The sequence below is a fragment of the Bacillus sp. BS3(2021) genome (assembly GCF_021043345.1).
Lineage (GTDB): Bacteria > Bacillota > Bacilli > Bacillales > Bacillaceae > Bacillus > Bacillus paralicheniformis.
In genome coordinates, this window is sequence record NZ_JAJNDM010000005.1 from 324,349 (window position 1) to 350,723 (window position 26,375).

The 26,375-nt window shown below is 46.5% G+C and carries 22 protein-coding genes and 1 riboswitch; of the genes, 5 read left to right on the top strand and 17 right to left on the bottom strand.

Features of this window, described 5'->3' with window-relative positions; translation table 11 throughout:
- Positions 1-661: 661 nt before the first annotated feature.
- The 6 genes from LQ247_RS13680 to LQ247_RS13705 all read right to left on the bottom strand — a co-directional run bounded on the left by LQ247_RS13680 (position 662) and on the right by LQ247_RS13705 (position 6,997).
- The gene (locus LQ247_RS13680; protein WP_101560636.1) at positions 662-1,462 is read right to left on the bottom strand and encodes a formate/nitrite transporter family protein; all 801 of its coding nucleotides are present in this window, start codon (positions 1,460-1,462) and stop codon (positions 662-664) included.
- A 244-nt stretch (positions 1,463-1,706) separates the two neighbouring features.
- On the bottom strand, positions 1,707-3,335 hold the full coding sequence (gene abc-f / locus LQ247_RS13685) for a ribosomal protection-like ABC-F family protein (RefSeq protein WP_144498032.1): 1,629 nt from the start codon (positions 3,333-3,335) through the stop codon (positions 1,707-1,709).
- 335 nt (positions 3,336-3,670) lie between these two features.
- Complete coding sequence (locus LQ247_RS13690) at positions 3,671-5,209, bottom strand: bifunctional GNAT family N-acetyltransferase/carbon-nitrogen hydrolase family protein (protein WP_020450701.1); 1,539 nt, start codon at positions 5,207-5,209, stop codon at positions 3,671-3,673.
- A 23-nt stretch (positions 5,210-5,232) separates the two neighbouring features.
- On the bottom strand, positions 5,233-5,895 hold the full coding sequence (locus LQ247_RS13695; protein WP_023856497.1) for an HAD family hydrolase: 663 nt from the start codon (positions 5,893-5,895) through the stop codon (positions 5,233-5,235).
- A 138-nt stretch (positions 5,896-6,033) separates the two neighbouring features.
- Positions 6,034-6,438, bottom strand: a complete 405-nt coding sequence (locus tag LQ247_RS13700) for a CBS domain-containing protein (protein WP_425332687.1) — start codon at positions 6,436-6,438, stop codon at positions 6,034-6,036.
- A 190-nt stretch (positions 6,439-6,628) separates the two neighbouring features.
- A complete protein-coding gene (locus LQ247_RS13705) occupies positions 6,629-6,997 on the bottom strand; it encodes a DUF5365 family protein (protein ID WP_026579999.1) in 369 nt (122 codons plus the stop codon).
- Between the two features lie 112 nt (positions 6,998-7,109).
- On the opposite strand from LQ247_RS13705, the gene LQ247_RS13710 reads away from it, so the two are divergent.
- The gene (locus tag LQ247_RS13710; RefSeq protein WP_035339123.1) at positions 7,110-8,027 is read left to right on the top strand and encodes an RluA family pseudouridine synthase; all 918 of its coding nucleotides are present in this window, start codon (positions 7,110-7,112) and stop codon (positions 8,025-8,027) included.
- A gap of 31 nt (positions 8,028-8,058) precedes the next feature.
- Here the strand turns inward: LQ247_RS13710 and LQ247_RS13715 are convergent, their stop codons facing one another.
- The 3 genes from LQ247_RS13715 to LQ247_RS13725 form a co-directional block, all read right to left on the bottom strand.
- Positions 8,059-8,643 (bottom strand): class D sortase, encoded by a 585-nt coding sequence (locus tag LQ247_RS13715; RefSeq protein WP_023856493.1) that lies wholly within the window; start codon positions 8,641-8,643, stop codon positions 8,059-8,061.
- Positions 8,640-12,242: a 5'-nucleotidase C-terminal domain-containing protein gene (locus LQ247_RS13720; protein ID WP_280639421.1), complete on the bottom strand. Its 3,603-nt coding sequence runs from the start codon at positions 12,240-12,242 to the stop codon at positions 8,640-8,642. Before LQ247_RS13720 ends, LQ247_RS13715 begins: the two co-directional genes overlap by 4 nt.
- A 112-nt stretch (positions 12,243-12,354) precedes the next feature.
- Entirely contained in the window at positions 12,355-14,376 is a 2,022-nt protein-coding gene (locus tag LQ247_RS13725) for an ATP-binding protein (protein WP_231006159.1), read from the bottom strand.
- Between the two features lie 691 nt (positions 14,377-15,067).
- Here LQ247_RS13725 and LQ247_RS13730 point away from each other — a divergent pair.
- Positions 15,068-15,715 (top strand): spore coat protein, encoded by a 648-nt coding sequence (locus LQ247_RS13730; protein WP_020450692.1) that lies wholly within the window; start codon positions 15,068-15,070, stop codon positions 15,713-15,715.
- Here the strand turns inward: LQ247_RS13730 and LQ247_RS13735 are convergent.
- Entirely contained in the window at positions 15,705-16,604 is a 900-nt protein-coding gene (locus LQ247_RS13735) for a hypothetical protein (protein WP_231006161.1), read from the bottom strand. The two genes, LQ247_RS13730 and LQ247_RS13735, sit on opposite strands and share 11 nt — an antisense overlap.
- Before the next feature lie 115 nt (positions 16,605-16,719).
- Positions 16,720-17,280: a YhcN/YlaJ family sporulation lipoprotein gene (locus LQ247_RS13740; RefSeq protein ID WP_035339130.1), complete on the bottom strand. Its 561-nt coding sequence runs from the start codon at positions 17,278-17,280 to the stop codon at positions 16,720-16,722.
- 145 nt (positions 17,281-17,425) lie between these two features.
- On the opposite strand from LQ247_RS13740, the gene LQ247_RS13745 reads away from it, so the two are divergent.
- Together LQ247_RS13745 and LQ247_RS13750 are read left to right on the top strand one after the other, a co-directional pair.
- Positions 17,426-19,222, top strand: coding sequence for a S9 family peptidase (locus tag LQ247_RS13745; RefSeq protein WP_106070799.1), 1,797 nt, complete (start codon positions 17,426-17,428; stop codon positions 19,220-19,222).
- Between the two features lie 47 nt (positions 19,223-19,269).
- Positions 19,270-19,611 carry a hypothetical protein gene (locus tag LQ247_RS13750; RefSeq protein WP_020450688.1) on the top strand — a complete coding sequence of 114 codons (342 nt, stop codon included), beginning with the start codon at positions 19,270-19,272 and terminating at the stop codon, positions 19,609-19,611.
- 45 nt (positions 19,612-19,656) lie between these two features.
- On the opposite strand, the gene LQ247_RS13755 is transcribed toward LQ247_RS13750, so the two are convergent.
- From LQ247_RS13755 to LQ247_RS13770, 4 genes are all read right to left on the bottom strand, one after another.
- Positions 19,657-21,042 carry an L-cystine transporter gene (locus LQ247_RS13755; RefSeq protein WP_020450687.1) on the bottom strand — a complete coding sequence of 462 codons (1,386 nt, stop codon included), beginning with the start codon at positions 21,040-21,042 and terminating at the stop codon, positions 19,657-19,659.
- A 126-nt stretch (positions 21,043-21,168) separates the two neighbouring features.
- On the bottom strand, positions 21,169-21,987 hold the full coding sequence (locus tag LQ247_RS13760; RefSeq protein ID WP_041817169.1) for a MetQ/NlpA family ABC transporter substrate-binding protein: 819 nt from the start codon (positions 21,985-21,987) through the stop codon (positions 21,169-21,171).
- Positions 21,988-22,008: 21 nt separating this feature from the next.
- On the bottom strand, positions 22,009-22,659 hold the full coding sequence (locus LQ247_RS13765) for a methionine ABC transporter permease (protein ID WP_020450685.1): 651 nt from the start codon (positions 22,657-22,659) through the stop codon (positions 22,009-22,011).
- A gap of 2 nt (positions 22,660-22,661) precedes the next feature.
- A complete protein-coding gene (locus tag LQ247_RS13770; protein WP_023856483.1) occupies positions 22,662-23,663 on the bottom strand; it encodes a methionine ABC transporter ATP-binding protein in 1,002 nt (333 codons plus the stop codon).
- 99 nt (positions 23,664-23,762) lie between these two features.
- A riboswitch (SAM riboswitch) is annotated at positions 23,763-23,876 on the bottom strand.
- A gap of 303 nt (positions 23,877-24,179) precedes the next feature.
- Between LQ247_RS13770 and cspB the strand changes: the two genes are divergently transcribed.
- Positions 24,180-24,380, top strand: coding sequence for a cold shock-like protein CspB (gene cspB / locus LQ247_RS13775; protein WP_003155376.1), 201 nt, complete (start codon positions 24,180-24,182; stop codon positions 24,378-24,380).
- Between the two features lie 119 nt (positions 24,381-24,499).
- On the opposite strand, the gene LQ247_RS13780 is transcribed toward cspB, so the two are convergent.
- Positions 24,500-25,441 carry an ABC transporter permease gene (locus tag LQ247_RS13780; RefSeq protein ID WP_020450683.1) on the bottom strand — a complete coding sequence of 314 codons (942 nt, stop codon included), beginning with the start codon at positions 25,439-25,441 and terminating at the stop codon, positions 24,500-24,502.
- Entirely contained in the window at positions 25,434-26,357 is a 924-nt protein-coding gene (locus LQ247_RS13785) for an ABC transporter ATP-binding protein (RefSeq protein ID WP_231006162.1), read from the bottom strand. The genes LQ247_RS13780 and LQ247_RS13785 overlap by 8 nt, the downstream gene beginning before the upstream one ends.
- Positions 26,358-26,375: the final 18 nt, after the last annotated feature.

The following is a 26,375-nucleotide window of genomic DNA, read 5'->3' on the forward strand; positions in this document are numbered from 1 at the left end:
TCATATAGAAAATTCCGTTTGTTTTCAACGGTGTTTCCAGCCCGTTTGCAGTAAAAGAGATCCCGCATACCCGGCCCTGCTTGGCTAGGTATGCGGCAATCTTCTTCATATACTGGGATGCGGCTGTAAGGAGAACTTGTTCACTCACATTCCGTTTCCCCTGAAACAGACAAACGATTTTGCCGGCCTCCCCTACATGTCGGATGATGACTTTCTGGCGGTTCTTTGATCTTGGCAGTGCTCAAGCAATGGGCATGTTTCAGGATTTTTATATGACCGGCAGCCTTTTCGGTCTTGCTGGTTTAGGCAAATGCAACTGTCTTTTCACTGTCCTTTCAAAGGGCATCATTTTTTCTGCCGCGGGCAAATAAAAACCGCAGACAAAAGAAGACATACATTGTCTCTACTGCCTGCGGGGAGTTGCGGATGTCCGTCTATTCCGATTTTAATAGGTGCGATAAGCATTGGTTAAGGAAGGACACGAATTCTTCCACAGGCTGAATGAGCCATGAGCTTTTCCTTGTGTATCACATTCTGCTGTCTCATTGTCATGCTGTTCAGCCTCCGTTGCTTTTTTCTTACTTTGAAGTACACCCGCCTAATCCCATTTCATCATCATCTTTTTCCAAAAACGGACGGCATTTGTATGTTTGCCCTTAGTTTATGATACCCGTTTTATTTCTTGTCTGGAGCGGTCTTTCTTGTGGTATCCAATAAAATAAATGAGACCGACAAACACGGCTCCGCCAATGACATTGCCGATAAAAGCCGGAATGATGTTTCCGATAAACTGCCCCCACGTGAACGAGCCTGCAAAAATGGCTGCGGGAATCACAAACATGTTGGCGACAACGTGCTGAAATCCGATTGCGACAAAAGCCATAATTGGAAACCAGATGCCAAGGATTTTCCCTGCTCCGTCTTGCGCGCCGAAAGAAAGCCATACAGCAAGACATACAAGCCAGTTACAGCCAATGCCGGAAATGAGAACCTTGCCGAAGCTCATATCTAGTTTTCCTTGTGCAACGGCGATCGTTTTTTCTAAATAAGGGCCTGTTTCAGTCAATCCAACCAAATGTCCGAAAAAGTAAGCAACAAACAGTGCCCCGATTAAGTTCATAATCGTAACGATTCCCCAGTTAACCGCCAATTGTTTCAGTGATATTTTTCTTGAAAATAAAGCCATCGCAACGGACATCATATTCCCTGTGATCAATTCAGCGCCAGCGAGCACCACAAGGATCAGACCGACAGGAAATACGGCAGCTCCGATCAGGCTGGACAGGCTTCCCCATTCTTTCGGCAGGTCGCCGATTACCCTGATATCAAGCAAGTACCCAAGGGCGATAAATGCGCCGCCTAAAAACCCCAATACAAGCAGAGACGGCAGCGGGAGCTGTATCTTTTTCATTCCTGCTTCAATTGCCGCCTCCGCTATTTCATCCGGTTTTCGAAAAGCCATACTAAAACCTCCATTATTTCTTCTTTTCTCACAGTTATGGCAGAAAGACAATAAAAAAAGGCAGCACTCAAATAACCTGTGTCAACCAGGCGTTTGAATGCTGCCTAACTTGTATGCATGCCCATACAACAAAATCAAGCAGAATTAAGATATCGAAAGAGAATATATACAGTACGTGCATACATTCCATTGCTTTTGCCTTCTATAACTGTAGCAATATCCTATCAAATGTGATAAAAATGTGTCAACCCTGCCGCCGCTTCTCTCTTGCGAATGTATAGTTCCCTTCATACTTGACGAGTTTTCTGCCGTCAAGCCACCAGGTGACATTGAAAAGCCGGTCAAGAAAGTATCTGTCGTGCGAAACTGCGATAATCGTCCCTTGAAATTGGCTTAATGCTTCTTCAAGCATCTCCTTCGATTCGATGTCCAAATGGTTTGTCGGCTCATCGAGGATCAGCACATTATGGTTTTGGTGAACGAGCTGGGCCAAGCGAAGCCGCATCCGTTCGCCTCCGCTTAAATTTTTCACTTTTTGAAAGACGGATTGGCCGAAAAACAAAAACTTTGCAAGCAACATTCTGGCTTCGCCTTCTGATGCAGAAACATGTTCACGGAATTCGGCTAAAACCGTGCGCTCTTCCTCCATTTCGCCGACATGCTGCGTCAGATATGCGGCCGATAAATTGCTGCCAAGCTGCACGTCACCGCTGTCCGGTGTTTCCTTTCCGCTAATGATGTTGAGCAGCGTCGTTTTGCCGCTGCCGTTCTCTCCGACGATGGCGGCGCGCTCCTGAAAACGGACATGCATACTGAGATTGTCAAAAAGCAACCGCTCACCGAAGCTTTTGCAGACATCCTCAAGCCTGACGACATCTTTTCCGCTTCGTTCATCCATGCTGAAAGCTAAATCGATCTTTTTGCGTTCCAGTACGGGTTTCTTCACCTTCTCCATGCGCTCCAAAGCTTTTTCCATGCTTTTGGCTCGCCGGTGCAGGCCATCATTCGGAGGATTGGCGCGATTCGCCCATTCCTTCAGCCGCTTGATCGTGTCCTTCATTTTTTTGATTTTCTTCTGCTGATCCTGATAGTCATGAAATTCTCTCATGAGGCGCTCTTCCCGTTCATCGGCATAATGTGTATAGCCGCCTTTGGAAAAGTGAAGCTCTCCCTGGTCGATTTCAAGAATTGAGGTGACCGATTCATCCAGGAAATAGCGATCATGCGATACAATGACTGCTGTGCCTTTGTACTGCTTTAAAAAAGACGTCAGCCATTCGATCGCTGTCAAATCCAAATGGTTTGTCGGTTCATCCAGCAAAAGCAGATCCGGAGCTGCCAAGAGAAGCCTGGCAAGACCCGCTTTCGTCCGTTCTCCTCCGCTTAACTCCCGCCACTCGGCATCGAGTAGCCGCTCGATATTTAAGCCGTGCGCTACCCGTTCGATTTGCGCACTGATGCCGTAGCCGCCTTTCCGCTGAAATTCATCTTGTAAAGCCCCGTACTTTTCCAATAGAAGACTGAGTTTTTCCTCGTCCTTTTCAACGGCCAATTGCCGTTCAATCCGGGAAAGCTTCTGCTGTGTGTCCCATAATGACGAAAAAACATCATACAGCAGCTCTTTTACCGTTTGGCTGCCGTCCCATGCGGGATTCTGCTCCAAGAGCCCCGTTGATAATCCTTTTTTCCAAGTCACAAGGCCTTCATCAGGTTTCGCTTGGCCGCCGATCAGCTTCAACAACGTCGTTTTCCCTTCCCCATTTCGTCCGATCAGACCGATTCGCTCCCCTTGGTGCAGGTCCCATGACAGCCCGCTGAAAATCGTATGTCCTCCGTATGTTTGCCCGACATGTTGCAAACTGCATATCATCATCTATTTTTCCTCCGCACTCCGTAAAGAGACACCGAGCATAAAAAAAGACGGCAGAGCTTACACCCCGCCGTCAGCATCAAAAATCCGATTGTGGGCAGATGTCTCTCACTGGTATTTTTTCCAATTGAATGTGTAAAAAAGGGCAGACTGATCCCGTAATACGCATTCCCCGGAAAAAATCGCGCGACAAATATACAGATGAGCTTGCATATCCGTCATACGCTTACCAGTTTGATTCATCTTTTCCACCTCCTTTTAATAGTTACAATATATGAAAAATAAAGATAAAAGTCAACATGAAAAAGCCGGCCTAAAACGGCCGGCACACGAATCTGCTATTTTTGATAATGAATCCGGTAGATGTCATGGCGTCTGTCCTTGAGCTGCCGGACGGTTCCGTCCTGCCGCTGCCTTCTGAGAATTTCCAGGTCGACATCGCCGATGACCACCATTTCAATGTTCGGATTGCATTCTCCGACGATTCCATCCCTTGCGAATTCAAAATCTGAAGGAGCAAAAATCGCGGATTGTGCATATTGGATATCCATATTTTCGGTTTGCGGCAGATTGCCGACCGTACCGGAAATAACCGTGTACACCTGATTTTCAACCGCTCTTGCTTGAGCGCAGTATCTGACTCGCAAATAGCCTTGGCGGTCTTCCGTGCAGAAAGGGGTGAAAATAATCTTGGCCCCTTTTTCGGTTGCGATTCTGCCGAGCTCCGGGAACTCGATGTCATAGCAGATCTGGATCGCGATTTTGCCGCAGTCTGTGTCAAAGACGCGCACCTCGTCCCCCCTGCTGATGCCCCACCATTTTCGTTCATTCGGGGTAATATGAAGCTTATATTGCTTTTCGATAGTTCCGTCCCTTCTGAACAAGTAAGCGATATTGTAGATCTTCCCTTCTTCTTCAACGAAGTGGGAACCGCCGATAATGTTGACATTGTATTTAACGGCAAGATCTGTGAACAGGCTGATATAGTCTTCTGTATATTCAGTGATCCGCTGAACAGCCAGGCTCGGTGAACGCTCTTCAAGAAACGACATCAGCTGCGTCGTAAAGATTTCGGGATAGACGGCAAAATCCGCTCCCGCGTCTGAAGCCACGTCTGCATAGTATTCGACTTGGTTGGCAAACTCCTCGAAGGAATGAATCTGCTTCATCTCATATTGAATCACACAGATTCTCACCGGAAAAGCTGATTTGTAATAGCGCTTCGTCTGCGGCAAGTAGTCGACATTATTCCACTCCATCAATGTCGCATATTTGCTTGATGCTCTGTCATCCGGGAGATAGTTCGGATTGATCCTCATCATCGTAAATCCGTTCAACAGTTGAAACGAAAGAACCGGATCATAGATCTGGTGGTGGATGACTTGTTCGACATACTCCCTCGGCGTCATCTCGGAAGCGTACTTATGATAGTTCGGAATCCTGCCGCCGATGATAATGCTCTTTAAATTCAAGCGCCTTGCCAGATCTTTACGCGCTTCATAGAGACGGTGGCCGATCTTCATCCGTCTGTATTCAGGATGAACCATGACCTCGATCCCGTACATGTTTAAACCGTCGGGATTGTGATTCGTAATATACCCGTCGTCTGTAATATCTTGCCATGTGTGTCTGTCATCATATTCATCAAAGTTGATCAACAGGCTTGAACAGGAACCGATGACTTCTCCGTCAAGCTCTGCGCAAAACTGGCCTTCCGGGAAGTGTTCCAAATGGCTTTCTAGATGTTCCCGTTTCCATGGGATCATTCCCGGAAAACATAGCTCTTGAAGCCCGATGATGCTGTCGATATCTTTTTCTTCAATATTGCGGATGACAATCTTTTTTTCAAAGCGGGAAAGATCCAGTTTTTCAGACACGTCCCATTCCTCCTCTGCCTTCTTTATGATGGATTGGAAATTTTTTCGATCAGCTGCTCCAGCTCCATTTCCGCCATTGATTCCAAACGGTGGTCATAATGCTCGAACAGCAGGCTTTTCGTTACTTTATTCGGTACAATCACACATTTCATTCCGGCTCTTTTCGCGGCGACTGATCCGTTAACAGAATCTTCAAATGCAATGCACTCCTCAGGATTCACACCGAGACACTCCGCCGCTTTTAAATAGAGTTCCGGGTTCGGTTTGACTTCCTCAACATCATCGGCCGTTCTGATGCACTCGAAATCATCGTACAGGCCGATTTGTTTCAAATGCTGAGACACCCATTTATAATCCGAGCTTGACGCCAAGCCGATTTTTAAACCGAGCTCTTTCGCTGCGGACAAATAAGCTTCCACACCGGGACGCGCTTTTTCGCTTTCCATTCTTTTCGTAAAACGCTCTTGCCTCAATTTCGTCAATTGCTCATGGTCCAGCTTTTTTTGCAGCTGTTCCTCCAGATAAGAAAACGGCTGGAATCCGGCGGCCGTGCCGATGACATTTCCCCAAACCGACATAGGCAGCTCTGAGCCGTGTTCTTCAAAAATTTCCTGGAGCACTTCATATTCATGCGTTTCTGTATCTAAAATAAGACCGTCAAAATCAAAAATCACTGCTTTAATCATCGCGCTTTAGCCCAACTCCTTTTGACTGTTTGCACCATTCATTGTATCCTTCTTGCCGCCCCTTGAAAAGAGAAGACACTAAAAACCGGTATGTATAAATGAAGAAGAGCCTGCTGTAAGAGGCAAGCTCTTCCGTTCTTACTGAGTCCGTGCCGGAGTGGAGATGTTCGTAAGCGCCTGTCCGGCAGATTCGTTGGACATTTCGTTTACCGCCAGATCCCCGAGCGCCAAAATCCCAACTAAATGGTTGTTATCGATGATCGGCAGACGGCGGATTTGACTTTGAGCCATCAGCTGTGATGCTTCTTCAAGGCTCATGTTCGGATTCCCTGAAACAACATTTGTTGTCATCACGTTTGAAACAGGCGTCTGTCCATCCTGGCCTTCCGCTGTCGTTCTGAGTGTGATATCACGGTCTGTGATCATTCCTTTTAACACGCCTTGATCTACGACCGGGATCGCCCCTATATTATGACGGCTCATCAACTCAGCCGCTTCTTGAACCGTTTGATTGGAAGAAATTGTCGCCACTTGCTTAGACATTGCATTGCTGATTGTCGTCAATAGACTGCACCCCTTTCGATTGTTAGTATGTACAGGTCGCGCACATGCTAAAAAGGAAGTTGGCACCATTTCATTGTGTTTTCCGCTTATTTCTTATATCATCTTTTCATAAAAAGAAGAGCTTTTCCGAAAACGGAACAAGCTCTTTCAATTCAGGCAAAAGCCGATTTTACATCAGCATTTTATTCTCGGTATTCACGATATGAAAGTCGGCGGATGTCAGAGGGAAGTACAAACCGCAGTCATTCAGCTTGCGGCAGTTTTTATCGAACAAATCACGGTCTTTCAGCATCCACCGGCGCTTCGCCTTAGTTAATAAGGCATGGATCAATTGCAGGCTTGTCATAATCTGAAACGCCTCATCGAGCGTTCCTTTGTATTCATCCTCTTTCAATTCAAGCATGCCCTGCTTTTTAAGTTCTTTTATTTTTTGTTTATTCAAGTACAATGGAAATATTTGATACAGCTCTGATACAAGCTCTTCTATATAAATTTCTTGTTCTTCAGTTGCTGCCTTTACAATTCGCAAATTGATCACCCTTCATCCCTTGTTCAAATCTCTTCAATCAGAATATCATACATAAACAATGGGCTGTGAAGGTAAGTGTTTCCTAATGGCTGAACGCTTTTTACAGAAAGGAGCAGTAAAAATGAACCAAAAAAACCACGGCTTAATCTTTAGTGCAGGCAGCCGGCATGACGGCGAACATTTATTTGCATTTCTAAAAAGAGAAGCGAAAGCATCGAAGCCTGTCATTCAATACTGGGTCGCAAACGAGAAAATTAAAGTGAATCATAAACCCGTAGATCATAACGTTCGGCTGGAGAGCGGAGACAGCGTGATGATCGATCTCAGGGAGGAGGAAGAAAGCGGAATCGTCCCTGAATACGGGGAACTTCCCGTTCTGTTTGAAGATGATCATATGCTCATTGTCAATAAGCCGGCGGGAATGGCGACACATCCGAATGAAGCTGGCCAGACCGGCACGCTGAGCAATCTTGTGGCGTTTTATTTTCAAATGAACGGCGAGGAGCGGAAAGTCCGGCACGTCCACCGTCTTGATAAGGATACGAGCGGCGCTGTCGTTTTTGCAAAGCACCGCCTCGCCCACGCCCTTTTAGACGAACAGCTGCAAAGAAAAGAACTGTCGCGTACATATCTAGCTGTAGCGGAAGGGAAATTCAGAAAAAGAACCGGAACCATTTCGGCGCCGATCGGCAGAGACAGGTACCACCCCGTCAGAAGAAGGGTGTCCGATTCCGGACAGCCCGCCGTGACCCATTTTGAATCGAAAGAGTATGACAGCCGGCACGATGTTACACTATGCAGGCTGCAGCTGGAGACAGGCCGAACCCACCAAATACGTGTTCACCTTGCAAGCATCGGCCATCCTTTGTCAGGCGACACTTTATACGGCGGTTCAGAGGGGCTTTTTCCGAGGCAGGCTCTTCACGCGATCGAAATCAATGTCACCCATCCGATCACAAAAGAACCCGTCACTGTCACAGCACCGCTGCCGGATGACTTGAAAGACGAAATCGGACGACTGTTCGGCACGATTGATTAAACATAAAAAAGGCTGTCCATTAAGGACAGCCTTAAAGCGGTTTTGCATACATAATATAGCGCTCAGGCGCATTTCCGACATAAGAAAACGGATAGCATGTCGTTAACAGCAGTTCTTCTTTTTCGTGCTGCAGCGTGATGATGGATGTATCATCTTGATCAACAATTTTCGTGTGTGTGATTTCATATTCGAAGCTTCCGTATGGAAGCTCGATTTTCAGCTTATCTCCGATTTCAAGCTCTCCTGTTCTGCGAAAAACCGTATCCCTGTGCCCCGAAAGAACAATTTGCCCGTTTTGTTTTGGATAATAGCTGTCTTTATAATGACCGACACCTTTTTTCAAATCATCGGGACTGGTTCCTTCAACGATGGGAAGCTCAGCGTCCAGTCTGGGAATATGGAGGATGCCTGCCGCTTCGCCGTTGTCGGGTTTAAACGATGCGGGCGCTGAGGGATGCTTTGCTGAACGGACGGATTGACTCGATGCAATGGCTTCTTTTGCTGCAGTTAAAGAAATATCGGTCTGTCTGTTCATATCGAATATTTTCCAGCCGCCGTATGCAAAAATGGCAAGCCCCGCCGTCATAAGCAGAAACGATAACATCTTGACTTTCATAGTTTTGCAATACCCCTTTTCCGCATATAAAGAATCGCTCCAAACATAAATGTCAGGAAGCCGTACAAAAGGAAACCGCCGTAAAAGGCCGCCGTATCGGGCAGCTTGTGCTCTTCATGCGAATCTGACAGAAACGCATCATTTGACAGACCGTCCATCTTCTCCTCCGGCGCATCCGCCCCTTCACCGATCGTCACGCCTGCAACAGGAGCAGCTCCGCTCTTTGACGTATCGCCATGAACCGGCTTTTCTCCGCTGTCATTGCCGGGCTTTTCTCCATCGCCCTTATCTCCAACCGGTTTTTCTTCGTCATTCGGATCAGCGCCTCCGCTTCCGGGTTTTTCTTCATCATCAGGATCAGCTGGCTCTTCTCCCGGACGCGAATCATCTTCTGCTAATTTTTTGATTCGTCCTTCGGCAGCGTAAGCGATCGGTTCTTTAAAGCTTTTGACAAATTCTACTGTGGCTTCGATATCCTCCGGCCCTGTGACCGAATTTTTTCCAAGCCGGGAAATCGGCGAATACTTGCTGCCCGAAGCAGATGCCATAAAGTTGTTTACGGTCAGCGTATATGTCCGGTCTAAATCAATTGGCGTTCCGTCCTCAAGAAAGATATCCGCGGTTTTATTTGTTTTCGGGTTCCATGTGTAGGTAAAGCCGCTGATCGAGTAATCCGGACCGTATGATGGGGATATTTGCGCGTCTATAATATCGTATAAATCCCTTCCTTTTATTTCAAGCCTGACGAGTACATTGCCGAAAGGCTGGATATTGAACAAGTCTCCCCATGTAATCGTTCCTTTTTTTAAATCTTGGCGGATCCCGCCCCCGTTCATCAATGCGAAATCTGAATTCATCGCTTGCCGCATGCCGTCAGCAATCAGATTTCCGAGAGGGGTGTCTCCGTCATTTGAATAGCCTCCTGCCATATCGCGCGCTGCTTCACCGACTTTCTCACCGATGATCGGCGCAACCATCTGCTCATATTTATCCAGTATCTGACCGACCGCCGGATCAGGCTTGAGCTTTTCCTGATTCACATATTCGATTTCCGCTTTCTTTTGAACAATGTCTTTCGATTCCCGATCGATTTCAAGATCGACAACACCGATTGCCTTCCCGTATTCGTATGCTTGAACGATTAAAATATCATTGACTTGGCCGTTGACCACTTCATGATTGTGGCCGGCAAAGATAACATCGATCTCGGGATCTGCTTTTTTGGCAAGTTCGGCTGATTCACCGGTCACAACTCCGCCGTCCTGGGAAGCTGTCATATGGGCGAGCACCGCTATCGCCCGGACCCCTTTCGCTTTCAATTCTTTTGCAGCCTGGTTGACGGCCTTTGTTTCATCTGTAAATTCAATTGAGCGAATCCCTTCGGGCATGACCATATTGGCAGCCGCCTGTGTCACGACGCCGATAAAAGCGACAGGCACTCCTTCAACTTCAACGATTTCATAAGGAGGAAGAAAGCTGTCCCCGCTTGTTTTCAACTTGCAATTGGCGCAGACAAGCGGGAAATTCTGTCCGTCATAACCTTTTGTCCCTTTCCCTTCAGGGTGTTCGCCGCCGTTCAACATGCGCAGCAGCTCTTCGGTCCCTTCATCAAACTCGTGGTTCCCGACGGTTCCAATGTCAAATCCGATTTCCTCCATGACTTCAACTGTCGGTTCGTCTTGAAGCAGGGAAGAAACCGGCGAGCTTCCTCCGATCATATCGCCTGCGTGGACGATCAGCGTATTTTCACGTTCGGATTTTTTTTCTTTGATTAATGCTGCTGCATAATCCATCCTGCCGAATGTTCCATCCGTCCGGCCATCGCCGTTTAGATCGAGCTCATATTGCTGATCGATCTTTCCATGCAGATCATTCATGCTTAACAGACGCAGCGGAATATTGCCGCTTTGCTCTTTTTTCGAATAGCCTGCAGCTTCCGCTTCTTCAGCCGTCGCAAAGAAAATTCGTCTTTCCACCGGAATCTCTCGCCACTTTTCAGGCGCAACATACGTTTTTTCCGCAGAGTCTCCGACGTGCCGCGTCAGCCCTTTGCCTTGCTCCCTGGCACGAAATTCAAACGGCATTTCGAGGAGGGGATCAGCGGGATTCCAAATGCCGATTTTCTCGTCTTTCGCCTTTTTGACGGCGCTTTGAAACAATTGATAGTCTTCATCGCTTCCAATCGGCCAAATGAAATAGGTGACAGCCATCCCCTTTTGGACAAGCTGCAAATTCGTATTGACGCCGTCTTCAGTGATGACTTGGGCAAGCAGGCGGCCGTAGCTGTCTTTTGCTTCTTTGCCCACCTTCACAGTGACTTTGTCTCCCGGAGCCAATATAGACTGCAAATATTCCTTCGCCTTGTTTCCATGTTTCAGCTGGTTTTCATCTAATTCATTTTTCGGCGTATGATAAGTTTCGGCTGTATCTATGTTGACATAGCGGACTTTTGTAGATCCGAGAACCGGCTCTTTTAAGTGGATCGTATCCCCGTCAACAACTCGTTCGACAACACTTTCGTATTCCCCTTCAGCAGCGGGGGGAGGATGCGCGACGCCGTCTAATATCTGAAGGTCGTCCTGCTTTCTCGGCAGAAGCTGCACCGTATCATAACGGCTTAACACGCCGGTAATTTCGTACCATTGTCCTTGTTCTATCGATTCGGCGGCGTTCGTTTGTTCCATCACCCTTAGTGTGAGCGGATGATAGTTTTCATCGATCATCGTGATATTATAGCCGCCGCCTGCCGGCGCATCCGGCTTTGTTTCAATAAAGCCTTTCATCTTCACAAGCCGGCCTTCGTATTCAGCTGCCGTTCCGTGATCGAGCACATCTTTAATGGTCAACGGAACAGGGTCAGGCAGTGCCGCTCCTTCTCCGGTTACTTCAATGCCTGACGGTACAGGAACAATTTCTGTCAAACCTTTGAATGTCGTGATCTTCCCTGTGACCGAGACAGACATCCCCTCTTTCAGCTCCGGAAAATCGCCTTGTACAGCGGAATAAATATTGATTCCCGCCGTGTCGTCCTGAATAAATGTGGACAGTTTTCCTCCTCCGACAGCTGCTTGATCCGCAGTGACGATTCCTTTGATTTTGACCGTTTCATTTAAAAGCTTGCGCGCCTCGGCTATCGTTTTGATCTCCGGCTGGACTGGCGGCGCATCGCCTCCGGAAAATGTGATGGATTGAACGGATTTCAAACCGGGGGAATTAAAATATGTAGAGCGTTCGCCTTGAATGATGAGTTTTTTTCCGATGAGATGAGGGTTTGTCTTTAAACCGAACTGGTCTCTGAAAGATGCGGGTATCTGCACGGGGAGTATGTTCTCAGGTGATGTTTCCTCTTTTTTATCTGCGATTGCGATGTTATAATCGTTGGCGAAATTTCCGCTGAAACGATAATGGCCGCTCGACACAGTATGCCCGACGACATACCCTTCAACGGCTGCATGCCCTTCGTTGTGCTTAATCGCTTCTTCTACGGTAATCGTTTCTGAAGCGCGCGATACGTCCGCAAACGGCGCTAAAAAAGACGCAATCATCATAAGGGTGATCGTCAAACCAGCTAAAAAACGACACTTTAGAACATTGACCATATATTCGCCTCCCGTTTTTTGCTTCCTGTCAAGTTTATCTGATGATGATAAAGAACATATAATTTTTTTGTAAAATTTTCAAAAAAGAATGAGAACAGGGATGACCGCATTCTCATTCTTTAATCGGAAGCTTCAATTTTACGGTCGTTCCTTTTCCTTCCTCGCTTTCAAAATGAATGCTTCCGCCGTGATTTTCAATAATTTTAAATGTAACCATTAATCCGAGCCCGGTTCCTTTTTCCTTCGTTGTATAAAATGGCTCCCCAAGCTTTTCAAGCACATCTTTTGAGATGCCCTTTCCCTGATCTTCAAAGGTGATGAATACGCTGTCTTTTTCAAAGTAGGAACGTATTGTGATAAAGCCTTCAACATCCTCCATCGCCTCGATCGCATTTTTTAATATGTTGAGGAAAACCTGTTTCAGTTCATTTGATACAGCAAGAATCTCAGGGAGATCTCCGCTCAGCTGTTTCTCGATCCGCACATTGTTCAGCACGGCCTGCGACTCCAATACCATGCAGACATCTTCAACAATCGAGTTGACCTGAACCGGATCAAATGTAGTCGATTTTGTTTTGGCCAATACGAGAAATTCGTTGATAATCGCTTCAAGCCTGATGAATTCGGACATCATCACTTCCGCATAGTCTTTTTGATATTTTTTAGACTGGATCATCAGCTGGAGGAACCCTTTCAGAGATGTGAGGGGATTCCGTATTTCATGAGCGATCCCGGCAGCGAGCTGCCCGACCGCTGACAGCATTTCCGATTTCATAAGCATTTTTTCAGACCGCTTTTGGTTTGTAATGTCCTCGGATATCAGCATCACCTGATGCACGTTCCCTGCGCTGTCCTCCACAGGAACAAGGGAGGTTTGCTCCCACCTGTCCTGCTGCTCCCCATCCTGGTAATGAAGATCCCCTGACCATGGTTTCTTATCAAGGACGTGCTTCCAGTAGCGATGGAGATCTTCACAGTGAAAATGCTTGCGGTAAATGTCAAATACATCCCTGCCGATGATGTCATCTTGTTGTTTTCTGAGCATCCGGCAGAAGCGTTTGTTTGCATAAGTAACCGAACCGTCGACCGAAGTGAGCAATATGTTGGCCGGACTTTGATCAATAGCCTGTGAGCTGATGTGCAGGGCCTCGTTTGTCTTTTTCAGTTCAGTGACATTCGTGAACGTGACAACAATGCCTTCAATCTTTTTCCCCGAAGCATAATAAGGCATCATTTTCACGGCATACCAGCCGCCGTTTGGCATTTCGAACTCTTTTACGACCGTCTTGTTTTCATAAAGCGTCCGCTTTAAGTCATCGGCATACTCCTCATAGTTGAACCTCTCTGTCAGCTTATCGGCAGGCCTTGAAAGGTCCTCCTTTTTCAGGTCGAACATATTGGCGGCTTCTGGCGTAAATAATTTCAATTTCAATTCCTGATCCAAAAAAACGGCGGCGATGTTCGTGCTCGTCAGCAGATTGTTCAGATCATTTTTAAGGGTGTTCAGCTCATTCACTTTCTTTTCAAACGCCCTGTTTAGCGCCGTTAATTTTTTGTTTTCTTCCTGAAGCTTTTGATTGGCGGACACCAAAGCGTCGTTGGACGCTTCGAGCTCTTTTACCGTCCGGTACAGATGTTGGAGATGAAGCTGGACGTCCTCTCCGCCGGATACCGGCGCGCGGGCAGCCTCTTCTTTTGCTTTTTCGATAAACAGCACATAAAGCTTGTGATACTGGCGGAAGAAACTTTTTAATGTCAAATGAACAAAGGATAGTTCTCCGCTTAAATAAATCGGAACGTTTTTAAACGACACTTTTTTCTCTTTTTTTGCCCGCTGTAAAGCGGCATTGACCTGCACGGATAAGCTCGCGGGAAAAGCTTGATGAATGTTGCCTTTTGAACTTTTCAAATATTGATCGGCACTTTCTGAGGACGCGACAATTTCTCCCCGGTCATTCAGGATCAGACAAGGAAACATATACTGGTCGATCAAGGAAAGATAAATATCATCCAGCCTATGAAAACCACTCAGTTCATTGATTTTTTTATATACTTCTGTTTGCACCTTCGGATACACAGAATCATTACCAAATAAACCTGACATTTTTCCAACCGTCTCACTTGAGCCCAGCATTACAAAACTCCTCCTTTTCTAAGTGCAAAATCAAAAAGGAAAACACCTTTTTTGCATTTTCATGATGATTGGCAGCTGAAATCATTTACGGAGGGAGAATCCTTTACAGATCGCGCAGGGGCAATAAAAAGTTTGCAGGCACCTTCTTTAAATGCCAAAGTTCTTCATGCCGATATCCACCCGGGCATTGCAAATCGATTGTTTTTCAGTCCATATTTAAACAAAAGTGCATGAACACAAGACCGACATCCGTCTTTTATTCTTCTTCCGGCAGCCTTTATTTGAATCCGACCTGTTTCGGCTCATTTGTTTTTTCGGATATCAGACATCCATCCACTCACCGAATTCCTTTAACTGCCGGAAGCATGCATGAACATTTCATCATCGCCCGGCAGATATGTGCTCCGTTTACAAAGGTACGAGGGATCTCAAAACCGGCCAGAATTTCCTCTCCTGATCCTCAGTTTTTTTCAGTTTGACGCCAAAATGACCTCATTTCCACTTTCGACCAATGAGATGCTATATTGTCTTTGAACACAAGACCCCCATAATATTTTCTCTGAACTAAACTATTCGACGGTTAGAATAAAATCCCTTTAAATCCAGTTTATCGATTATTCCTTTTTTGAATAAATATGACGGCAAAAACGAAATATAATAGTTGAATTACATTTAAGGAGGATACGTTAGAGTGGAACAGCAAAACCAGCCGCAAATGCAAATCAATCAAGGCAATGAAGGAATGCAGCATATGAATCACGGGGGCCACGAAGTGTTTGACATGCATGAAGTGTTGTCCGGTATGATCGGCGTTCTTGAGCAATATATGATGTTCAGAGAGCATGTCAAAGATCCGGAGCTGCTCGATATTTTGGACAGGCAGCACCGGTTTATTTCGTCTCAGTACAACATCACAACAGAATGTTTCAGAACGGGGCAAAAGCCGAGCCAGGAAACGGCAACATATATGATGAAAGAGGATCGCCAATTTGTCTACGGGTTAAAAGATGCCCAGCCAAAACAGCCGAAGCAATCCGTGCAGGCGATTGATGACGCCTGTATCAGCAGCTTTATGCTCGGCTTGATGAAAACCAATTGTTCGGCATTGGCCATGGCGGCTCCCGAAGTGACAAACCCTGTCTGCAGAAGGGTTCTCGCAGACCAGATTCCTCACTATATCGAAATGGCTTATGAAATTTTCCTTTATCAGAACAAACACGGGTACTATCAAGTTCCTCAGCTTGCACCGCAAGACATGCAGAAGATGACTTCAGCATTCGCTCCGGTGCAAGGTCAGCCGCAAATGCCTCCGAACGGGCAGCAGAGACCTATTCATTGATAATGAAAACGGCACGGAAGAATGAAACCTTCCATGCCGTTTTTTTCGCTTCATATTTCCGTTTGAATTCTTTTTCAAAGCCCGGTAAAGACTGACCGACGGCGGCCTTAAATCCGTCTTCAAAACTTCCCCGAGCAGCCGTTTCCTCGATAATGTCGAGGATGATACCCCTTCCTTTTTTCTCCGCGAGCTCTTCGATCAAATAATAACTTTGCAAATAAATATCGGTTTCATATCCAATGCGTGCTTTTTGCCACTGCCTGTCGGTCTTCAGCTTGCTCAACGGAACGGCTGACGGCAAAGTCCGGATTTCTACGGCGTCATGCGCAGAAACCCATTCCGCCACTCCCTCGTGAAACCAAAGCGGATAAGCTTTCGGGTCGGCATTCAGTTCTCTCAGCTTGACGTGAAAAGCATAATGGGTATACTCATGTATCAGCACCCGTTTGTACAGGAAGACGGCGAATCCCTCGCCGCTATTCAGATGCTTTTTCTCCTCGAGCAACAGCCCGATCATCCGCATATCATTTGAGTAAAATCCGGTGATATCCTTTAATTTTGAAAATGACTCCATATCATCGCGGTTTGAAAAAAAGATCAAATCAACGCTGTCTTGAAGAGGACTCGCAAACAGTTCCCGATTCATGTCAGCTGCATCCCGAAGCGTCTCCTTTGTCAGCTCCAGGATCGGCCTATCTTCTTTAGCGTAATAAATGCTGACACTTTCATATTTAAGCATTTTCAGCGATTCTTTCAGTTTTTCTTTTTTCCCAGAAAGAACAGCTGCCTCAGGGCTCTCTTGGCTGAACACGACAAAAACGGCCAATAACAAAGCGGATAGAGTGCCCGCCATAATTAAAATAAAGGCTGCTTTCATCTCTCCCGTCACATATCATCCCTCCTCCGCGATGTGCTTCTCTGTACTACACACTATGCGGAAAGGTTCAGGAAGTGGCCTGTATGAAAAGCAGCCAACAAAAAAAGCCGCTCATTGCGGCTTTTCATTATCTTTGATTCGGGAAAATTCTGTTGATCGTTTCACCGAATTCTTCAAACATGCCCTCGATCGGTTCGCCATTTTGGATTCTGTCGCCATAATTTCTCATCCGGTCAACAAAATCAGGATTTGCCGAAACGAATACATTGTTGATGTTATTGTCTGCTTCTTTAACCTTTTTCGAGATTTTCCCTTTCAGCTCATTCGTTACGTCGCCTTTCGGATTGCCTTTCAAAACGACCGCTACATAAGCGTTGCGGTTTGTCGTAATGACGTTTGCACTTCTGACTTCTTTCAGTTCCGTCACTTTGTCTGCAGCTTTATCCGCCACTTCCATATTATTATTGTTCCGATTGGCATCGCGGTTGTCTGTCACATTCATTTGGTCGTTGACGTTTCTGCCGTCATTGACATTCGTGCGGTCGTTATCTCTGTTTGTTACATTTTGAAGCGCATTGTCCTGGTTGCGACGGTTGTTATCCGCCCCCTGGTTTGCCATGCCGCATCCGGCTGTGAACAAAAACGGAAGGAGCAAAGCAACAATCGCGCTTTTTTTCATACTGAACATTAAAATTGCCTCCTTTAATGATTGACGTATAGGTTTTTTCTTTTTCGTGTTATTTATTTGTCTAAAGCATATTTTTTATACGCGACTTTTGTTATGATCTTATTGAATGTAAAAATACCCAAATAAATCCGGAGGTGTATATAAAATGGAAAAAGCAAAAAGCATTTTGCATGTGCTGCGAATTAAAGACTTTGCGGTACATCCCGATGAGACGCAGCTTGTTTTTGATACAAATCTCAACGGAACATCAAACCTGTGGGCGATGGATCTTCCAGATGCATACCCGTACCAGCTGTCATTCTTGAATCAGGATGCAAAAGGAATCGCCTACAATCCCGACGGCTCTATTCTCTATGCAGGTTTTGACCATGACGGAAACGAACAAAGCGGACTGTACAAGCTTTCGTCAAAAAACGGGTCGTTCCATTCATTAAACGGAAATCAAACGGACCGCCACTTCGAGCCCATCCCTGTCCAAAACGCCGTTTACTACTCCTCCACAAAGGACAATCCGACATTTTTAAATACATACAGATACGATTGTCTCGCTGAAAAAGAAGAGCTTATTTTTGAAGGAAAATACGGAACTTCAATACTGGCTGATGTAAGCCCGGGCGAGAAAGCCGTCAGCATCCATGTCTACTATGTCAACAGCCACAATGTCTGCATGATCCATACCGCCGAAGGTGTGACGACAGGAATCGTCCCCGATGAGACGCTGCCTCATATCGTTTATTCTTCCCGCTTTGCATCTGATGATCGGTTATTCGTCACGACAAACTACGAAGCCGAGTTTTCATACCTTGCCTTGTACAACGTTTCATCCGGTATTTTTGCGCCGGTGCTTTCGATTGACAAAACTGATTTAACAGCCATCCACGCTGATCCGAGTGGAACTTTCCTTTATCTGATTGGAAAAAAAGGCGTCAAAGAGGTGATGTATGAGTACAACACAGCAACAGGAGGAAGCCGGCAGGTGGACTGCCCTTGCACATCCATTTCGAAAATACACTGCGCCTCTTCGGGCACGCTGTACATTCTCGGCTCAACGCCGACCAGGCCGGCTAATCTCTATGTATTAACGAAAGGACAGACGAAATGGCGGCAATTAACGAAACATTCGGTTCCGGGTTTCTCCGAACAGGAGCTGTCATATCCGGAGGTTGTGACATATCCTTCTTTTGACGGTCTCGCAATAGAAGGGCTGCTGTTTAAGCCGGTCCCGGAAGAAGCGAACGGCTGGACGATTATTTGGCCGCACGGCGGACCGCAAGATGCAGAAACCTTTATGTTCTATGATCTCTTTCAACTCGCTGCGAAAATGGGCTACCAGTTATTCGCCCCTAATTTCAGGGGATCAGCGAATTACGGCTATTCCTTCTTTAAAATGGTTGAACAAGATTGGGGAGACGGACCGCGCCTCGATATGACTGCAGGCATCGACTGGCTTATCGATCAAAAGCTTGCGGACCGCGAAAAACTTTTTTTAATGGGGGGCAGCTACGGAGGGTATATGTCGCTATTGCTTCACGGAAGGCATCCAGAGTATTTCCGCGCCGTCGTCGATATATGCGGAGTCAGCAATCTGTTTTCGTTTGTCGAATCCGTACCGGATTTCTGGCAGCCGATGATGGAAAAATGGGTCGGCAACCCTGAGCGGGATTATGAAAAACTGAAAGCCGATTCTCCTGTTACATACCTGGAGAATATGACTCAGCCGATGCTGATCATCCAAGGCGCAAACGATCCCCGCGTCGTAAAGGAAGAGTCCGATCAGGTCGTCGATCGGTTAAAAGCCATGGGGCGGAATATTGAGTATCTTGTTTTGGAAAATGAAGGGCACGGTTTTTCTAAAAGAGAAAATAAAATAAAAGCCTACCATAAAATTTTCGAATTTTTCGAAAGTAACCGCTTATATCTCGCGGCACAGCTTGAAGAATAAAACCGATCAGGACTGGGGATGGTATACGTAAAAAGGAGGTTGACCCTTTGTTTAGAAGAAGATCAGGCATCCATCCCGCTGTATTGGTTTTAGGATCAGCTGCATTGACCGCGGCTTTTTCTCCCGAAATCCGCAAAAGATTGACAGGCATGTTCGCGAAGGGCATGGGAGGTCGACAGCAAGGTAACGGCCGAAACCAGATGATGATGAATCCGGCTGACATGATCAAACAGGCTTTCAATTCCGGAGGACAGTCACAGGAACATCGCCAGTCAGGCCATACGGCAAACGACCAGCATCAATCAAGCCATATGACTGCCCCGGTTAATGTCATGAACGATCAGACTGCAAACCAGACGATGTTCGATAACGACCAAAACTATTCATAAAAAACGGCCCGCACGAGCAATCAAGCTGTGCGGGCCGTTCTTCTTTTACACTTCTGCTTCAATGATATTAGTACGGTCTTGGTACGTGTCTTTTTCAAGTTCATTTGTTGCTTTGCTTGTGACAAGTCCTGACGTCATGCTGCCGCTGACATTAAGAGCCGTACGCCCCATGTCGATGAGCGGCTCAACCGAAATCAGCAGTCCAGCAAGCGCTACGGGCATATTTAACGCCGAAAGGACGAGAAGCGCTGCAAATGTCGCACCTCCGCCGACGCCTGCCACTCCGAAAGAGCTGATCGCAACAACAGCGATAACCGTGAACAAAAATGACGGCTCAAGCGGATTTTGTCCGACCGTCGGCGCAATCATGATCGCGAGCATTGCAGGGTAAATTCCGGCACATCCGTTTTGTCCGATGGACAGTCCGAAGGAACCGGCAAAGTTTGCAATGCCTTCGGGAACACCGAGGCTGCGCTGCGTTTTAATGTTCAGCGGCAAAGCGCCTGCGCTTGATCTAGATGTAAACGCGAATACAAGGACCGGAAACGCCTTTTTCAAGTATGTGACAGGATTTAAACCGCTGAATGTAATGAGCAGCAGGTGAATGATGAACATGACGATCAGCGCCACATATGAAGCGATGACAAATTTGCCGAGCTTGGCAATGCTGTCGAGATCGCTCGTTGCAATCGTTTTTGTCATGATCGCCAATACACCGTAAGGCGTCAGCCTCAGAATCAACGTCACTACACGCATAATGATCGCATACACGGCATCAACCATCTTTTTGAAAAGCTCAGCTTGTTCAGGCTGTTTTCGATTGACCCCGAGATACGCGATTCCAAGGAAAGCCGCAAAAATAACAACGGCGATCGTTGATGTCGGTCTTGCTCCCGTAAAATCTAAAAACGGATTCCCCGGAAGAAGCTCGACAATTTGCTGTGGAAGTGTTTTGGCTTCCATGTCCTGCGATTTCTGTTCGAGTTCCGCCCCTCTCATTGACTCTGCCTGGCCTTGATCCACATGGACAGCCTGCAGGTCGAAAGCAAGTGCGGACGCGATTCCCACCGCAGCAGCGACAGCTGTCGTCGCGATCAAGAGGCCGATGATCAATCCGCTGATTTTTCCGATATTGTGCGTCAGTTTAAGCTTTGTAAAAGCACCCAAAATCGAGATGAATACAAGCGGCATAACGATCATCTGCAAAAGCTTCACATAGCCGCCGCCTGCAATATTAAACCAATCAGATGTCTGCGTAATCGTTTCTGAAGACGAACCATATATAAAATGCAAAGCGAATCCAAAAACAATGCCGATTCCCAGAGCGGTAAATACCCGCTTAGAAAAAGAAACATGTTTTTTTTGCATCATATAAAGGAGCGCCATCAGGCCGAGCATGACGATAATATTAATAACAACAAATAATGTCATGGTAACAAAAGCACCCCCAGAATTTTTTACATTTAAAAACTATAGTACAACAAACCTGATTGGTCAAGTAGGAATTATCGATGTATTTCAATATATGACCCGGGAATCAATTGCGCGACTGACATTTTATTCGCCGATGTCTTTCAGTGGAACAAAAGTCGGCAGCTGTGCACCGTCAAACTCTTTTTTGATCAATTCAGCGGTATCGTCTGATTGGTACAGCTCAACGATCTTTTTCAAATCTTCACGGTTCCGGTCTTCTGTTCTGGCCGCAATAATGTTGATGTACGGTGTCGCTGTTTCGTCTTCCAGTTTAATCGAATCTTTGACAGGATGGAAGCCGGCGTCAACCGCTATGCCGTTGTTGATAACAGATGCAGCGACGTCGGGAAGCACGCGCGGCGTTTGCTCTGCGGCCACCGTTGTGATTTTGAGTTTTTTAGGATTTTCTTTAATCGCATCAAGCGTTCCGTTTCCGTCAAATCCGTCCTTTAATTGAAGCAGGCCGGCGGACTCCAACAGGAGCAAGGCTCTGCCCATGTTCGTCGCTTCGCTCGGAACAGCGATTTCCGCGCCGTTTGGTATATCGTCAGGCGAATCATACTTCTCGGAATAAATGCCCATCGGAGCGATGATCGTTGTGCCGATCGGCGATAGTTCAAGATTGCGTTCCTTTTTGAATGCATTAAAGTAAGATATCGTCTGAAATGCATTGGCGTCAATGTCACCGCCCGCCAAAGCCTGGTTCGGCTGAACATAATCAGAATATTTGACGATTTCAAGCTTTAAGCCTTCTTTCTCGGCTTTTTTCTTCACAAAGTCCCAGATTCTTGTATCCGTTCCGCTGATGCCGATTTTAATGGTTTTCGCATCAGAGTCTGCCGCACACCCCGCGATCACTCCCGCAAGCAGCAGTAAAATGATAACAAATGTGAACTTTTTCATCATAGCTGTCTCCCTCTCTGTTTATCTTCTTCTCAATTTTTTGGACAGAACGTTTCCGGATGTCTGCAATCCCTGCACAACGATGACGAGAATTGCAACCGTGATGATCATCGTCAGCGTGTCAAACCTTTGGTAGCCGTATGTGATCGCCAAATCCCCAAGACCGCCGGCGCCTATCGCACCAGCCATCGCCGACGCTCCGACCAATCCGACCGTTGCCACCGTAAAACTCAGCACAAGCGAACCGAGCGCTTCCGGAATCAGAAACCGGAAGATGATCTGCCGCGGAGTCGCTCCCATTGCTTCAGCGGCTTCAATGACTCCCGGATCGACTTCAAGCAGAGAGTTCTCGACGAGCCTTGCGATGTAAGGCCCCGCATAAAAAGTCAGGGGAACAATCGCTGCCGATGTGCCGATGGACGTCCCCACAATCAGCCTTGTCACCGGAATTAAAGCAACCATCAAGATGATAAACGGAACGGAACGGAAAATGTTAATGATCATATTGACAACCGTAAAAACTGCCGGATTTTCAAGCAGATGCCCCTTCCTTGTGACAACCAGCAAAATGCCGAGCGGAATGCCGATCACGCTTGAAAATAAAAGCGAGAAAACCGTCATTTGAATCGTCTGAACCAGTGCGTCAATGATTTGGTCATATGTAACAAGCATGCTTATACCTCCCTGATGCGAATGTTTTCTCTGCGGATATATTCGAGCGCCCGCCCGATTTCACCGTCTTCCCCCTGCAGTTCAACCGTCATACTGCCAAACGGAATTCCCTGAAGCTCTGTAATCGTTCCGTGCAGAATGTTGACTTCTACGTCAAACCGCTTTGCCACTTGCGAAAGAAATGGCTTCCCGGAAGATTCGCCGACAAATTGAAGCTGGTAGAGATGCTTCACATTTAATTTTTGAATCGATTCAGGTATCTCGTGGTCGATGGCTGATTTGACAAAGCTTTTGGCCGTTTCGGTTTCCGGCGCGGAAAACACGTCAAACACGCTGCCTGATTCAATGATCCTTCCTTTTTCAATGACCGCGACTTTGTCGCAGATTTCTTTTGCCACATTCATTTCATGAGTGATCAACAAAATCGTGATGTTATATTGTTCGTTGACGCGCTTCAGCAGCTTCAAAATATCGCCGGTCGTCTGCGGGTCAAGCGCGGATGTCGCTTCATCACAGAGCAGAACCTCCGGATTTGTCGCCAGCGCCCGGGCAATGCCGACGCGCTGCTTTTGGCCGCCCGACAGCTGATCCGGATAATCGCGGGCTTTATCCTCAAGTCCGACAAAATGGAGCAGTTCCGTCACTTTTTGCTTGATTTCGGCTTTCGGTGTTTTGACAAGCGCGAGCGGCTCAGCGACATTAGCGAAAATCGTCTTTGAATTTAACAGGTTAAAATGCTGAAATACCATGCCGATCTTCCTTTTAACAGCTCGAATCTCAGCTTTCGACAGAGACATTAAGTCTCTTCCGCCGACGAATACCTTTCCGGCCGTCGGTTTTTCAAGGAAGTTCACACAGCGGATCAGCGTGCTTTTCCCTGCGCCGCTGAATCCGATGACGCCGTATATTTCCCCTTTATCTACATGAAGGTCGATTCCATTGAGCGCATGAACCTTCTGTCCGCCGCTTTCATAGACCTTTTCAACGCCTTCAAATGTAATCATGATGATCTTCCTCCTCTTTTTGGCTAACAAAAAAGGCTCCCTCTTAAAAAATAAGAAGAAGCCTTAGACGACACGAAGTAAATAGAGTGGTCCGCTCTCTTCTTATCTTCCAAGCCCGTACGGCTTGTTGGATGTGGCACAGTATTCTGCTGTATGCAGAACCCGCTGCCGAGGCTTCATAGGGCCAATTCCCTCCGCCTCTCTGAATAAGAAGTGTTGATGCATGAAGTTTTACCTAACTTTACAGCTTCTTTGAAATGTTGTCAATCAGATTTGTGAAAATTTCAAAAACATGCTTTTCAATGCTTTATTTTTCGCCCTGATTATTAAATTTCACTTTTTTTAAAAAAATTGTGTTTAGCAGTTGTAATTTCGCTTAAACACTGGTAAAGTAAAGGTAATTATTTTTGTTCGAACTATCTTTAAGAAGAAAGTTTTGTAAGAGTTTTCGTCTTGGAAGTTTGTTTTAGAGCAAGAATAGTGAATTTAAGCGTTATCGCTTTAGGAGGAAATTTCATGCTAGAAGGTAAAGTAAAATGGTTTAACTCTGAAAAAGGTTTCGGATTCATCGAAGTTGAAGGACAAGACGATGTATTCGTTCATTTCTCTGCTATTCAAGGCGAAGGCTTCAAAACTTTGGAAGAAGGCCAATCTGTATCTTTCGAAATCGTTGAAGGAAACCGCGGACCACAAGCTGCTAACGTAACAAAAGCGTAAGCTGTGAACCGCTGATCTTCATACAGGACTGCTGACCGAATGTCAGCAGTCTTTTTATATTTTATTTAAAAAAGCCTCACGCCCGGAAAACCGGGGTGAGGCTTTTTCGTGAATACCGCTTATGAAGCGATGTCTCTTTTTGTGAATGCCCCAAAGGCGAGCACATGAAAAACGATAAAATAGACAGCCAGCACGACAATCGAGAATCCCAGCGTCATATCTGAAACAAGCGGAGATCCATCAAAGTATTGAGTGAGATCAGTGTTGGCAAATAAGATGTATTTCACCCATTCAAATTTTGTCGCGAGCAGGTTTGTCACCGTTCCGCCCATTGCCAAAAGGAAAATTGAAATACCTACGGCAAGCGAGCTGTTTCTGAAAACAGCTGAAATCATAAAGGCCATTGTCGCCATCATCAAAAGCGAGATTGAATTCAGCAAATAGCTGCCGGCCAAGTGCAGCAGCAGGCTTTTTTCTTCAACTGTTCCATCGGCGTACGCCAAGTGAACCTGGCTGCCGTCGCCTGCCCCGAATAAAGCAAGGCCTGTGATACCCGCGCTTGCGAACAGAATGAAAAGCAAAGCCAATGCAAAAAGCAGAACTGTAAAATATTTTGCCAGCAAAATTTTAAAGCGGCTGATCGGCCTGATCACAAGCAGCTTCACCGTCCCCCAGCTGAATTCATTCGCAACGATTCCCGCAGCCACCGTGATCACAAACAGACCGAGGAGGGGAATGATGCTGCTCGCGTCGCTGATGAACGACAGGGCCGAATAGTCCCCGTCTTCCGGCAAATCGTGCTTGATTCGATACTCATTAATGGCGGTCGACCGTTCATAGCTTTTTTCAAGTGCCGGATTATTGACCCCTTTAAGTTGTTCTTTCATATCTTTATTTTCCTGCATTAATTCTTTTTTCCAGTCCGGGTTGTGGTCTGTCTCTCCGATCGTCTTTGTGAGAACGCCCAGCCCGATGGCAGATAACAGCAAAATCGCGATCATGACGTATGTGCCTTTTCGATTAAAAATTTTGATCCATTCATTTACGATGAGATTAAACATGCTGAGCTTCCTCCTTATCTGCGGTGATTTCCAGGAACCGGTCTTCCAGCGACTTGTTCACAGCCTTCACTTCATATAGGCGGACACCGCTGTCTGTTAAGTGTTTGATCAAATCAGGCACTTCATCCTTTTGAAGGCTGAGCTCTATCCCGCCTTCCGCTTCGTCAACCTTCATCTTTCTGAAAGCAGCCGCTTCCCGCATCAGAGCCTGATTGTCATCCGCTTGAAGATAATAGCGCTTCTTTTCATCCCGAGCGGGTCCGTGCACATGCTGAATATCCCGGAGCTTTCCGTTCTGGATAATGGCGATCCTGTCGCACATCAGCTCCATTTCTGAAAGCAGGTGGCTTGAAACGATGACCGCCATACCTCTTTCTCTCGTCAGCTTTCTTAAATGATCGCGGATTTCCCGGATACCGGCCGGATCAAGCCCGTTCGTCGGCTCATCGAGAATCAAGAGCTTCGGATCGTGCAAAAGGCTTTGGGCCAGGCCAAGCCTTTGTCTCATTCCTAAAGAATACGTTTTGACCTTATCGTTGATCCTGTTTTTCAATCCGACAAGCTCGACGATTTCGTCAATTTTCTGTTTCGTTACGCCTTTCGTCATGCGCGCGTATTGCTGAAGGTTTTGGTAGCCCGTTAAAAATTTATACAGTTCCGGATTTTCAACGATCGCTCCGATATGCCGTGCAGCCTTTTCAAAATTTTCTTTTACGCTGACACCGCACACGGCGATTTCACCGGCGGTGATGTTCATATGCCCGACAATCATCCGGATCGTCGTCGTTTTTCCGGCGCCGTTCGGACCCAAGAAGCCGAAAATCTCGCCTGCCTGCACGTCAAAGCTCAAGCCGTCGATGATCTTTTTCCCCCTGATCGTTTTTGATACATTTTTTAATTCTAAAAGTGTTTCCACTGTTTCTCCTCCCGCCTT

Bases quoted from the DNA above. Each gene is read 5' to 3' on its own strand.
- LQ247_RS13680 (WP_101560636.1), bottom strand. From the start codon at position 1,462: ATGGCTTTTCGAAAACCGGATGAAATAGCGGAGGCGGCAATTGAAGCA.
- abc-f (WP_144498032.1), bottom strand. From the start codon at position 3,335: ATGATGATATGCAGTTTGCAACATGTCGGGCAAACATACGGAGGACAT.
- LQ247_RS13695 (WP_023856497.1), bottom strand. From the start codon at position 5,895: ATGATTAAAGCAGTGATTTTTGATTTTGACGGTCTTATTTTAGATACA.
- LQ247_RS13700 (WP_425332687.1), bottom strand. From the start codon at position 6,438: ATGTCTAAGCAAGTGGCGACAATTTCTTCCAATCAAACGGTTCAAGAA.
- LQ247_RS13710 (WP_035339123.1), top strand. From the start codon at position 7,110: ATGAACCAAAAAAACCACGGCTTAATCTTTAGTGCAGGCAGCCGGCAT.
- LQ247_RS13715 (WP_023856493.1), bottom strand. From the start codon at position 8,643: ATGAAAGTCAAGATGTTATCGTTTCTGCTTATGACGGCGGGGCTTGCC.
- LQ247_RS13720 (WP_280639421.1), bottom strand. From the start codon at position 12,242: ATGGTCAATGTTCTAAAGTGTCGTTTTTTAGCTGGTTTGACGATCACC.
- LQ247_RS13725 (WP_231006159.1), bottom strand. From the start codon at position 14,376: ATGCTGGGCTCAAGTGAGACGGTTGGAAAAATGTCAGGTTTATTTGGT.
- LQ247_RS13740 (WP_035339130.1), bottom strand. From the start codon at position 17,280: ATGTTCAGTATGAAAAAAAGCGCGATTGTTGCTTTGCTCCTTCCGTTT.
- LQ247_RS13745 (WP_106070799.1), top strand. From the start codon at position 17,426: ATGGAAAAAGCAAAAAGCATTTTGCATGTGCTGCGAATTAAAGACTTT.
- LQ247_RS13755 (WP_020450687.1), bottom strand. From the start codon at position 21,042: ATGACATTATTTGTTGTTATTAATATTATCGTCATGCTCGGCCTGATG.
- LQ247_RS13760 (WP_041817169.1), bottom strand. From the start codon at position 21,987: ATGAAAAAGTTCACATTTGTTATCATTTTACTGCTGCTTGCGGGAGTG.
- LQ247_RS13765 (WP_020450685.1), bottom strand. From the start codon at position 22,659: ATGCTTGTTACATATGACCAAATCATTGACGCACTGGTTCAGACGATT.
- LQ247_RS13770 (WP_023856483.1), bottom strand. From the start codon at position 23,663: ATGATTACATTTGAAGGCGTTGAAAAGGTCTATGAAAGCGGCGGACAG.
- cspB (WP_003155376.1), top strand. From the start codon at position 24,180: ATGCTAGAAGGTAAAGTAAAATGGTTTAACTCTGAAAAAGGTTTCGGA.
- LQ247_RS13780 (WP_020450683.1), bottom strand. From the start codon at position 25,441: ATGTTTAATCTCATCGTAAATGAATGGATCAAAATTTTTAATCGAAAA.